Consider the following 12,281-nt stretch of genomic DNA (forward strand, 5'->3'; position numbering starts at 1 on the left):
CGGTGACGGAAGCGATACCGGGGGCGGCTCAGATCGTCGGCAGGCCGTGTTCGACGATCTTGCGGATCAGGTCGCGGTGCCGCGGCAGGCCGCCGCGAAGCCGCTCGGTCTGGACCGCGGCCTCACGACGTGTTTGTTGCGCCAGGCGTGTTTCCCCCGATATCGCATCGCGCGCGATGTCGGTTTTGAAACCCATGCCGTACAGCACATATTGATAGCTCGCCGCGGGGAATACCTCCTCGACGCGGTCGAATTCGTCGTGGAACCAGGGCGGCTGGTATTTCCACAGCGTCAGCAGATCCTTCAGCCGATCGGGAATCGACGCTGCGCGGACATTGTCGCGCCAGAAGTCGCTGTCGGTGCGCTTGGTCAGCACATAATGCAGCTTGAGGAAATCGATGATGCGACCCCAGCGATAGTGCGTCGTCGCGTTGAAGCGCGCCGCCAATATGTCCATCACCGCGCGGTTGACCGGCATCTGTTCGGCGACCAGTTTCGCCGACATCTCGATCAGCACGATCGCGGAGGCTTCGAGCGGCTCGAGGAACCCCGCGGCGAGACCGATCGCGACGCAATTGTTCTTCCAGAAGGTCTCGCGGTGCCCGGCGCGGATCGCCAGCTTGCGCACCGGGAGGTCGCGGCCCGCCGGGCCGAGATAGGCGCGCAACTCGCGCTCGGCGGTCTCGTCGGAAATATGGCTGCTCGAATAGACATGGCCGACACCGCGGCGCGTTGGAAGGCCGATGTCCCACACCCAGCCGGCGGACTGCGCGGTCGAGATGGTGTGCGACGCGATCGGGTCTTCGGGATCGTCATAGGGGATCTGCACCGCAAGCGCGGTGTCGCAGAACAGCGTGTCGCTGCAACTCTTGAACGGCACGCCGAGCGTCTTGCCGATCAGCAATGCGGCAAAGCCGGTGCAATCGACGAACAGGTCGCCGGGGATCTCGCCCGCCTGTTCGGTCACGACGCTCAGGATATCGCCATTCTCGGCCTGCGTGGCATGCTGGACGTCGGCCAGCACATGGCGGACACCGAGCTTTTCACAGCAATGGCGTTGCAGGAATCCGGCGAATTTGCCTGCATCGAGATGATAGGCGTAATTGGCGACCGCCTCGAATTCGGGCGTCGTGATCGTCTTGGGCGCGAGCCCGTCGTCGCAGAGCAGACCCTGCGGGGTGACGGTGTCGCAAAAGGTCTGTCCGTTGCCCTCGGCGAGCCAATGCTCGGCAAGGTTGATGCGCGCGAAGCCCTGAGGCAGCATCAGCGGGTGGTAATAGCCGTCGTCGGGGGCCCCCGTCGTCCACCGCGCGAAGCGGGCGCCCTGCTTGAACGAGGCGTTGCACTCGCGGAAGAAGTCGCTTTCCGAGACGCCGATCTTGGACAAGGTCGATCGCAGCGTCGGCCAGGTGCCTTCGCCGACGCCGATGATCGGCGTGGTGGGGGATTCGACCAGCGTCACGGTGAAGCCGCCCGGCATCCGGCCTTTGTGCCGCGCGGCGATGATCCCGGCGGTGAGCCAGCCGGCGGTGCCACCGCCGACGATGACGATATTCTGTACGCTCTGCATCGCTCCGCACTACCAGAAAAAAGGGGGTGCCGGAACCGACACCCCCAGAGGGAGACCCTTAGAAGCGATAGTGCGCGCCGAACACGAAGCGCCGGCCATAGTCGTAGACGTCGAGCAGCTGATTGGCGAAGCGGCCGGTCGTGCTCTGCTGGTTGTCGTTGACGTTCTGGACTTCACCGAACACGCTGACGTGCTTGTTGATGTCGTAGCTGCTCGTCAGGTCGAGCTGGAGGCTCGAATTGACGAAGGTCGGCTCCGACCCGAACTGACCGGTATTCTGCGCCTGGCCGAACTGGAGCAGATACTTGTCGCGCCAGTTGACCGCGGCGCGGAACTGGAAGCCGTGCTTGTCGTAGAAGCCGACGAAGTTCGCCGAATTCGCCAGACCCGTCACGGCAAAGCCGGTCTGCGACAGGTTGGTCGGATCGTACGGCTTGTTGGTGTCGACGAAGGTGGCATTGGCCTGGAAGCCGAATCCGGTTTCGCCGAACACCTGCTGCCACGCGACCTCGACCCCGCGCACGGTGGCATCCGGTCCGTTGACCTGCTGCGTCACCGCGAAGCTGGCGAGCTGGCCGGTGGTCGGATCGACCACACCGTTGATGGCCTGACGCGTCACGCCGCCGACGATGAAGTTGCTGACGTTCTTGAGGAAGAAATCGACCGAGAGGTACGAGTTGCGCTTGTAATACCATTCGGCGGCGACATCGAAATTGTCGGCAAGATACGGCTTGAGGTTGGGGTTGCCGCCGGTTGCCGTCAGCGCCCCGATGCGCTGGCTGTTGCCGACATTGAGCACCGGTGTCAGCAGGCTGAGGCTCGGGCGGGTCAGCGTACGCGATGCATCGAAGCGCACCTGGAGCTTGTCGGTGACGCCAAGGCGCACGTCGAGCGATGGCAGCAGGTATGAATAGTTGCTCCGGTTCGTGACCGACTGCACCGCGGTGTAGCCCGTATCCGGGATCGAGAGCAGCGTCGGATCGGCGGCGCTGGTGTTGAGCACCAGCGGCAGGCGACCCTGGCCGGCCGATGTCAGATGCGTATTCTCGTTGCGGACGCCCGCCGCGAAATTGAGCGGCATCCCGGCGATCTCGGTCTTGAACGCGGCGCTGAAATACAGCGACCAGGTCTGTTCCTTGATGGTCTGGACGCTGCCCGGATCGACCGCCTGATCGAAGGCGCCCGTAAACGACGGGATGTTCGCGCCGGCGTTGAATCCCGGGATCGTCTTGGTCTGCGGGTTGCCGAGGCTGGTCAGGAAGTTCTGGAACGCAATCGGGCTGTAGACGAGCAGCGCCGGCGGAAGCGAACCCTTATAGCCCGGGATGAAGTTGCCGAGGCCGACCGTTCCCTGGAACAGGCTGGCCGGGAGCGGATTGATCCCGGTCGTGCTGCCCGACGGACCGCCATAGCCCGCATAGGCCTGCCAATAGTTGTTGGTGAAGGTGCTCTTGTTCGAAAGCTGGAACTGGTCCTCGATATATTGGCCGCCGACCTTGAGCGTGACGTCGTCCTGCTTCCACGTCGCGGTCAACCGCGCCTGCTTCAGTTCGTCGGTGTTGTTCTGGGTCTGATTGACCGCGACATGCGATCCGATCAGCGCGGTATTGGCGTAATTCGCCATGTTCCCGCTCGGACCGTAAGCGGTCAGCACCGGGAACGCCTTGGTGCTGTCGCCCAGGATCTGCAGCCCGGTCGTCAGGCCGAGCGCGCCGCCATAGCCGATGTCACCGCTCTGGCTGCCGATCGTATCCTTGTCCGGGTTGAGCCAGCTCTTCGAATAGGACAGATCGCCGTCGAGCGTGAAGTGTTCGCCCACGTCCCATTTGACGTTGCCGCCGATCTGGTTGGTCTGGAGCACCTGGGTGTTGATCTGCGCCCCGAAATCGGTCGGCGTTCCGGTCTGGGTGAAATTGGTCGGCTGGCCGTTCTTGTCGAGCACGACGTTGCGCAGCGCGCCCTGATTGAACCAGAAGCCGACGTTGTTGACGTCGGTGACGACGGTCTGGCGCGAGAAATTGTCGTCGATCGTGACCATCAGGTCTTCGGACGGGTGCCACTGCAGCGCGATGCGGCCGTCGTAGCGTTCGTCCTTGGTCGATTCCTTGTTGATCAGATATTGCTGCGGGAAGAAGCCGGCGATCGTCTGGCGGTTGCGCGAATCGGCATAGGCAGCGCTCGTCGCGTCGCTGGTCGGCGCGCAGTTCGTGCTGGTCGTGCCCTGCAACTGGCACGGCGCGTAAAAGCCACCCGGCCAGCCCTGCACCGAAACCCGGTTCGAATCGGTGTCGCGGCGCGTGTAGATGAAGTCGGCGAGCACACCCAGCGTGTTGTTCGCGAACGTGTCGCTCAACAGCAGACCGGCGGTGGGGACGACGTCGCCCGAGCGATCCTGGATCGAACCCGAGCCGCTGGCGGCCAGCCGGAAGCCGGGATGATCGAACGGCTTGGGAAATTCGATATTGACCGTCGCGCCGATCGAGCTCGCGGTGAGCGACACGTCGGGGGTCTTGAGCACGCTCAATTGTCCGATGAAATCGGATCCGACGGTCGAGAAGTCGATCTGGCGGCTGCCCGTGCCGGTCGAGATGCGGCGGCCGTCGTACAGCGTGGTGTTGAAATCGCCGCCGAAGCCACGGACGGTGATACCCGTCGCTTCGCCGCGCGTGCCGGCGCGCTGGATCGACACGCCCGGCAGGCGCTGGAGCGACGCCGCGACGTTCGAATCGGGGAACTTGCCGATATCCTCGGCCGAGATGGCATCGACGACGCCGGTCGCGTTGCGCTTGATGTCGAGGTTGCGCTGGAGCGAGCCGCGCAGACCGGTGACGATGATGTCCTGCGACGTGTCGTCGACGGTGTTGCTCTTGGCGGTGTCGGGCGCCGTCACGGCGTCCTGCGGCGTGCCGGCCTGGCTCGCGGAAATCGCGTTTGCGGTGGCAGGAACGGCGGGTTGCACCGGCCCGGCTTGGCCGGCTTGCGCATTCTGAGCGTCGGTCGATTGGGCGGACGCCGGGTCGGCCAAGACCAGCGCGAATAGGCTGGTGGCGCTTACCAGCACCCACTTGCGGCGCTGCGAGTTCGACGGTCGTCCAAGCCCTTGTACGGTTACGCGCATCGTAATCCCCTCCTGAAGTTTATCATTGTGTCGTCTCCTGCACATCGTTGATGCAGGAGGTCGTGCAGTGCCGCGCCAGATCAGTGAACTGGATCAAGCTTACGAATGTGGTATCGCTACCAAACGGCGGATGCAAGCAGATTTGTCCGTGTAAAGCATTTTGCATCCGCGCCCCTTGCGAGATCCCCTGTCGCCTCTATTCAGGGGGGCTCGCGGCCAAGCACCGCGGACAAAAGACGATGGGAGAGGTGGTAGGATGCCGGACCTGGAGCTACTCAGCTCGCAGCTTCACGCGGGGTTGCGCGTCGCCGCGCCGGCGGCGCGAGGTCGCCATTTCATTCCGATCGTGCTCGCCGAGTTCGAGCGGGTGGCGGCGCGATCCCCGATCTTCTTCTGCAAGAACGCCGAGACCGGCGAATTTTATGCCGGCACCGTGCTCGGCTTCAAGCCGGGCGAAACCGTGGCGCTGGACGCTTCCGATTCCGCCGACGCGGACCAGTTGTTCGACGTGGTGCGCGCCGGGTTCTATATCGTGCAGGACGATATCGCGATCGACCCGCAGCATGCGCGGTTCGGGTCGGGCGTCGGCGAGGCGCTGTTCGAGGACGGTGATCGACCGGCGACCGCGCTGCGTCGGGTCCAGCGCGCGCTCGGGCAGTTGCATGCCGGGCTCGGGCACACCGAGACCTTCCTCAAGCGGCTGCTCGCGCTCAAGCTGATCGAGCCGATCGACCTGTCGTTCCAGTTCGACGATGGCGACCGGCTGGTGCTCGACGGACTTTACACGATCAGCCGCGACGCGCTTGCCGATATCGACGATGCCGTCGCGGTGGAACTCTTCCGCGATGGGCATCTCGCGGCGATCTACGCGGTGATCGCCTCGCTGCACCACATGACGCGGCTCGCGCGGATTCGTAACGACAGCCTCTCCGCCGGATAATGGCGCAAGACTCGCCTCGGCTCGCCACGCTCGACGGCGCGTCGATCGACAGTGTGCGCTTCGATCGCCTGGCTGCGGCGTGCGAGCCCGTCGTCCTGCGCGGACTGTGCCGCGACTGGCCCGCCGTGGCGCAGGCGGCCGTGCCCGAAGCGCTCGGCGCCTATCTCGCGCGCTTCGACGCTGGGCGTTCGGCCGAGGCATTCGTCGCGGAGCCCGTTGTCGGGGGGCGCTACGCCTATTCCGACGATCTCGCCGGCTTTAACTTTTCGCGCGAAACGATGCGTTTCGCCGAGGCGCTCGAGCGCATCTTCGTCGCCGCGCGAACGCCGCAGAGCCCCTCCGTCTATGTCGGTTCGCTGCCGACCGACGCCTATCTGCCAGGGTTCGCCGAGGAAAATCGGTTGTCGGTGCTTGCCGGCAGCGTCGTCCCGCGGATCTGGATCGGCACGGCCTCCGCAGTGGCATGCCATTACGACACGTTCGACAATATCGCCTGCGTGGTGGCCGGGCAGCGGCGCTTCACGCTCTATCCGCCCGACGCGATCGCCAACCTCTATGTCGGGCCGATCGATCATACGATGGCCGGGCAGCCGATCAGCCTGGCCGCGAGCGCGGCGCCGGGGGATCCGCGCTACCCCGATTTCGCGGCGGCCCGGCCGCGCGCGCTGACCGTCGACTTGGCGCCGGGCGACGCGCTCTATCTGCCCAAACTGTGGTGGCATTCGGTCGAGGCGACGGCGCCGTTCAACGTGCTGGTCAATTATTGGTTCGACCGGTTCGCCAGCGGCCCCGACCAGCCCTATACCGCGATGCTGCTTGCGATGATCGCGATCGCCGAGCGTCCCGCGCCCGAGCGCGCGGCATGGCGCGCCTTCTTCGATCATTACGTCTTTCGTCCCGACGGGCATCCGCTCGCGCATCTTCCTGACGCACAGCACGGCATCCTCGGGCCGTTGCGCGAGGGCAATTACGGCCGGATCCGCGCGCTGGTGATGAAGTTGCTGCGCGGCGGGTGACACGCGCGGGCGAACGCCGGGGCCATTGACGCACTCCATCATTAGACGGACAAGACCCGAAAGCGCTGGGAGCGCGCGGTGGGCGAGGGGTGAGACGGATGCGGATCGGTAATAGCGGGCGGGCATCGGTGCGGGGCTGCGCGATGCTGGCATTGGCGAGCGCCGCCGCGCTGCTGCTCGGCGCGGCGCCGGGGATCGCGCAGGTGGCGACGCATGTCCCACCGCCCGTCGCCGGCGCAGCCGCGGTGACGGTCGCGCGGATCAAGGTCCATGCGCCGAGCATCGTCGGCAATCTCGAGGGCGAATCGGCCGAGCGCGACGTGCTCGTCGTGCTGCCGCCGAGCTACGCTGCCGATTCGCACCGTCGCTATCCCGTGCTCTACGCGCTGCACGGGTATTCGATCGGCGCCGAACAATGGATCGGCGAGATCCACGTGCCGCAAACGATCGAGGGCGCGTTCGCCAAGGGCGCGCCGGAGATGATCGTCGTGCTGCCCGATTCGAAGACGCTGCATAACGGCTCGATGTATTCGAGTTCGGTCACCACGGGCGATTTCGAGACCTTCATCGCGCGCGATCTCGTCGCCTATGTCGACGCGCATTATCGCACGATCCCCGACCGGCGCAGCCGCGGGCTCGCCGGCCATTCGATGGGCGGCTATGGCACCGCGCGGATCGGCATGCGTCATCCCGAGGTGTTCGGCGCGATCTATATGATGAGTCCGTGCTGCCTGTCGGCGCGCGACGCGACGCAATTCGATCCCAAGGCGGGCGCGACGCTGGAGGCGGTGCGCACGCGCGAGGCGGCGGCTGCGCTCCCGTTCCTGGCGCGTGCGCAGTTCGCCAGCGCCGCGGCCTGGTCGCCCGACCCGCAGAACCCGCCTTTCTATCTCGACCTGCCGACCCGGAACGGGGTCGTCCAGCCCGACGTCGTCGCCAAATGGGCCGCCAACGCGCCGCTCGCGTTCCTCGACCAATATGTCGGCAATCTGCGCCAGTATCGCGCGATCGCGATCGACGTCGGCGACCAGGACGGGCTCAAGGGCGATGCCACCAAGCTGCACGAAGCGCTCGATCGCTACGGCATCGCCAACAGCTTCACCGTCTATCCCGGCACGCACACCAGCGATGTCGCGGTGCGCTTCCAGGATTTCGTGCTGCCCTTTTTCGGCAAGGCGCTCATGACCAAGGCGACCCGCTGATGCGCCGTACGTCGTTGCGGCTCTGCGCCGGGGCCCTGCTGGCGGCCTCGGCGCCGGCACTCGCGCAGACCGATCCGCTCGTGCCGACCGGCCGCTGGAGCGCGTATCAGGACGGCGCGACCACGCTTCCGCCGATGGGCTGGAGCAGCTGGAACGCATTCTATGAAGACGTGAGCGAGGAGAAGGTGCTCGCCTCGGCGAAGATCATCGTCGATTCGGGGCTCGCGGCGAAGGGCTATCGCTATATCGATGTGGATGACGGCTGGTGGCTCAAGCGGCGCCAGCCCGACGGGCGCATGCTCATTCGCACCGCGACCTTCCCCTCGGCGGCGGGAACCGGGGGCGAGACGAGCTTCAAGCCGTTCACCGACCGGCTCCACGCCATGGGGCTCAAGGCCGGCATCTATTCCGACATCGGCCGCAACACCTGTGGCCAGGTGTTCACCTCGATTATGCCCAACATGCCGGAAGGCAGCGTGCTCGAGCGCGAGGTCGGCCTGTACGGCCATGTCGATCAGGACATCGCGCTGTATTTCCGCGATTGGGGCTTCGACCTGATCAAGGTCGACGGCTGCGGCGTGCGCGGCCTGCCGGCGAGCGAGCCGCGCGTCAGATCGGGTCAGTATCGCGCGTTTCCGCCGCTGGTCGATGTCGAGTCGGTCGGGCACAGCGATATCGCCGCGGTGCGCGGCCTGTACGAGGCGGTCGACACCGCGCTCAAACGCTACAATCCCGACAAGGATTTCGTCTATTCGATCTGCCTGTGGGGCGCCGCCGACGTGCGCGCCTGGGGCAAGGACGTCGGCAGCATCTCGCGCACCAGTGAGGATATCTCGCCGAGCTGGTCGCGGATGCTGCACAATTTCGACAGCGTCTCGCGCCGTGCGCTGTACGCGCATCCCGGATCGTGGAACGATCCCGACATGCTGTTCATCGGCACCGGCGATTTCGATCCGCAGCATCAGGCCGAGGCGCAGTCGCACTTCGCCTTATGGGCAATGGAGAACGCGCCGCTGTTCATCGGCTACGATCTGCGCAAGGCGCCGAAGGCGATGCTCGACCTGCTCGGCAATGCGCGGATCATCGCGCTCGACCAGGACCCGGCGGGCAATCAGGCGGTGCTGGCCTATGATTCCGACGACGTGCAGATCCTCGTCAAGACGCTGGCCAGCGGTGACAAAGCGGTGGCGATCTTCAACCGCACCGCTGCCGCTGCCGAGGCGGTGCTGACGGCGGATCATCTGAAATTCACCGGCGATGCCGACATCGCGCTCGACGATTTGTGGCAGGGCACGGGCATCCGCTTCCGTGGCGAGCGCAAGTTCGCGCTCGCGCCGCATCAGACGCTGCTCTTCACCGCGCACGGCACGCGCACGCTCGCGACCGGGATGTACCTTTCCGAGCAACCCGGCAGCGTCAATCCCGCAGTCGACGGCGTCACCGTGCCCGAGCACGAGCCGCTGATCCATCGCGGCATCCTGCCGTGGCGTGGTACGCGCGGCGACGGCGACCATCCCCGTTACGGCGGCTGGGGCGGGGCACAGCCCGATGGCACGCCCTATGGCGAGACGCTGCAAGTCGCCGGCCGGCGCTTCACCACGGGGATCGGCGCGCTTGCCAATTCGCGGATCGAGGTGCGCAACCACGGTTTTGCGACCTTCTCGGCGCTGGTCGGCGTCGATGATTCGGCGCGCGATCGCAGCCAGCCTGTCCGCTTCGCCGTCTATGCCGACGGCAGGCTGCGCGGCCAGTCGGCACCGATGCGTTTCGGCGATCCAGTCGTGCCGCTGCGCGTCGACGTGCGTGGCGCCAAGATCATCGAGCTGGTCGCGCGCACGCCGAGCGCGATGCGCTTCCCCGACCCGGTGAGCTGGTCGGAGGCGGCGCTGCTGCGCTGACCTTGCAGGGTGTGGCCCCGGCGATCAGCGCTTCGCCCGAGTCTGCTCACGCGTCAGGTCGATCGCGGCATTGGCGGCCAGGATGTACGCCGATGTCGTGCTCACCGTATATTCGTTCTCGAACCAGAGGAACGGCCAGTCGGTCTTCTGTTCGGGGAAATCGGGCTTGATGATGATCACCCCCGGCACCATCCCGCCCGGGATGAAGCTGTAATCGGCGCGATTGTGGCCGTATCCGATCAGCTTCGATTCGGTCCCGACCGTCGACACGAGCGAGAGGTTGGTCGCCGGGTGGCGCCCGAGGATATAGTCGAGCGCGTTGAGCGTATATTCGGGGCCGACGATTTCGGGGAAGGCCTTGTGCAGCAGATACATCGTGGTGCCGAAGGTGGCGACCTGGTTCGAGCCGGCCCATGATCCCTCGCTGACCGGCACGCCGAACGGATTGCTGGCGAGCCCGGCATCGACCTTGGTCTTCGCCTGGCGGACCAGCGGCGCGAGCTGTGCGCGATAGTCCGCATCCATATAGGGGATCGCGCGCACCGCCGCGCCGCCCGCCCAATCGAACCGCTCGCGGATCGTCGGCAGCAGCTGCTGCAGGCGCTTGGTGTAGCGCGGATTGCCCTTGGTGGTCAGGATCAGCTCGACCGTCGCCATGACGTTGGCGACATTGGGCGAGCGCGGCGCGAATGCGGTTTCGCGGCCCGTGCCGCTGTCGGTCTGGACGGTCTGCTGCTTCGCCCACATCGCCTTGGCGGTGGCCAGCGCCTCGGCGGCCATTGCCGGGTCGAGGTCGCGCAGCGCGCGGCTCGCCCCGGCGAGCGCGCCCGCGACATAGAGATCATTGGCGGGGAGATCGGTGGTGAACGCCCAGCGATCGTCGGGCACGCCCGAATATTGGCCATTGCTGTCGAGTGGCCCGAGCTTGGAATCGTAGATCATCCGGTCGGTCTGCGAGCCGGCGTCGCCGAGATGCGCATATTGGCGCAATTCGGGGTCGACGATCCCGACGATCGCATGGCCGAAGGTCTTGTACTGGGCGAGGAGCTGCAGCGTGCCGTGACGGATCTGTTGGAGCGAGTCCTGCACGCCGTCGGGCTTGCGGATCTCCACCGCGCGCGCGCGCTCGTCGATACTCGTCTCGTCCCAGTCGAGCCCGAACATCTCGCGGCCCCACACCAGATCGCGCACGACCCAGGCGTTGTCGGGCGTCTGGATGTCATAGTCGCCGGCATCCTGCCAGCCGCCCACGTTGAGCCCCGGAATGTGCTCGCCCGCCTTGAACGGCGAATCGAGGTTCGGGCCCATCTTGTAGCCGTCGAAATGGACGTGGTTGGCGGGCGCCTGGCGCGCATCGTCGAGATGCGACGGCGATTGCCACACGCGATACTGCTCGCGCACGCCGACATGGTCCATCTGTTCGGCGAGGAATGTGTCGAGCGAGGTCTGCCAGATATGGCCATAGGCGTCGTCGGCGATGCGGAACGGGTTGGTCGTCTGTCCGGCGAAGGCGATGGCGTAGATGCCGGGGGTGCGCACGCTCGAAAAGTCGAACGCGGCGTAGCGGTAGCGCATCCATTTGCCACGCGGCTCGAGCTTCGCGCGCAGCACCGACTGCCGGCTGCCGTCGGAGGCGAGCTTGACGAGCTCGGCATCGGCGGGCGCAGCGAAATTCGGATCGAGCTCGATCAGCGCGACCTTGTTACGCCCCGGCGTATACCCCGCCTGATTGAACGCCACGACAGGGGGACGCACCCAATCCTTGATGACGTTGGGGCGCACATGCCAGACGACCGCATTCTCCTTCGCGCCGGGTTGGATCAGCGAGCGCACGACGAACCAGCCGTTCTGCGCGCGGGCACGCGCGTCGTACAGCGCGAGCGGCGCGCCGTCCGAGGTGATCGTCACGCGCGTCGTCGGGTCTTCGGGCGACAGGGTGAGCGATTTGCCGCCCGATGCGAGCGGCAGCGGGTCGCCCGAGCCGTCCTTCGCCATCGGACCGACCGGGTGACGCGGGAAGAGGCCGGGGCCGCTGTCCATCAGATAGGTCTTGCCGAAATAGGCGGTCGGCAGGAAATCGAGGTTGAAGCCGGCCTTGCCCGCCATCGCCTGCGGCAGCGGCTGGTCGAGATCGACCGCGATGCGAAACCCCTGGCCCTCCGCGGTGACCTTCACCGTATAAGCGAGGTTCTGTTCCTTGAACGCGGAGCGCACCACTATCTGATTGGGCTCGGCGCCGAGCGTCCGGCTGACGAACAGCGGCACCGGGCTCCATTGCTCGGGGGTCGGGCTTAGGCGGACCGCGCCATCGGTCGCGATCCGGTTGCCGTGCAGGACGATCTGGATTCCCGCATTCTTCTCGTCGAAGAAGATCGGGCTGAATTCGTTCTGGTCGACGATCACGCTGAGACCCTGTGTCTCGAGCGTCTTGGCGGGGCTGACCGTAAGCGATTGCGCGTGGACGATAGAGGCGGAGGTGATGCTGGCGGTGGCGAGCAGTCCGATCAGGATCTTTTTCATCGTGTCTCTTTGCGATG

Annotated in this window: 7 protein-coding genes; 4 read left to right on the forward strand and 3 right to left on the reverse strand. The window is 65.8% G+C overall.

Annotated elements, in window-relative coordinates; genetic code table 11:
- Window positions 1–28 precede the first annotated feature (28 nt).
- Window positions 29–1,570, reverse strand: a complete 1,542-nt coding sequence (locus RH90_RS11875; protein WP_010185890.1) for a tryptophan halogenase family protein — start codon at window positions 1,568–1,570, stop codon at window positions 29–31.
- A gap of 58 nt (window positions 1,571–1,628) precedes the next feature.
- A complete protein-coding gene (locus RH90_RS11880) occupies window positions 1,629–4,688 on the reverse strand; it encodes a TonB-dependent receptor (protein ID WP_010185891.1) in 3,060 nt (1,019 codons plus the stop codon).
- A gap of 256 nt (window positions 4,689–4,944) precedes the next feature.
- On the opposite strand from RH90_RS11880, the gene RH90_RS11885 reads away from it, so the two are divergent.
- The 4 genes from RH90_RS11885 (at window position 4,945) to RH90_RS11900 (ending at window position 9,744) form a co-directional block, all read left to right on the forward strand.
- Window positions 4,945–5,628, forward strand: coding sequence for a SapC family protein (locus tag RH90_RS11885; protein WP_010185892.1), 684 nt, complete (start codon window positions 4,945–4,947; stop codon window positions 5,626–5,628).
- Window positions 5,628–6,644, forward strand: a complete 1,017-nt coding sequence (locus tag RH90_RS11890; RefSeq protein WP_010185893.1) for a cupin-like domain-containing protein — start codon at window positions 5,628–5,630, stop codon at window positions 6,642–6,644. Before RH90_RS11885 ends, RH90_RS11890 begins: the two co-directional genes overlap by 1 nt.
- A 98-nt stretch (window positions 6,645–6,742) precedes the next feature.
- On the forward strand, window positions 6,743–7,846 hold the full coding sequence (locus RH90_RS11895; RefSeq protein WP_010185894.1) for an alpha/beta hydrolase: 1,104 nt from the start codon (window positions 6,743–6,745) through the stop codon (window positions 7,844–7,846).
- Entirely contained in the window at window positions 7,846–9,744 is a 1,899-nt protein-coding gene (locus RH90_RS11900) for an NPCBM/NEW2 domain-containing protein (protein WP_010185895.1), read from the forward strand. Before RH90_RS11895 ends, RH90_RS11900 begins: the two co-directional genes overlap by 1 nt.
- 24 nt (window positions 9,745–9,768) lie before the next feature.
- On the opposite strand, the gene RH90_RS11905 is transcribed toward RH90_RS11900, so the two are convergent.
- Window positions 9,769–12,264 carry a glycoside hydrolase family 9 protein gene (locus tag RH90_RS11905; protein ID WP_010185896.1) on the reverse strand — a complete coding sequence of 832 codons (2,496 nt, stop codon included), beginning with the start codon at window positions 12,262–12,264 and terminating at the stop codon, window positions 9,769–9,771.
- Between the last annotated feature and the right edge of the window lie 17 nt (window positions 12,265–12,281).

The organism is Sphingomonas sp. PAMC 26605, from assembly GCF_000241485.1.
Classification (GTDB): Bacteria; Pseudomonadota; Alphaproteobacteria; order Sphingomonadales; family Sphingomonadaceae; genus Sphingomonas.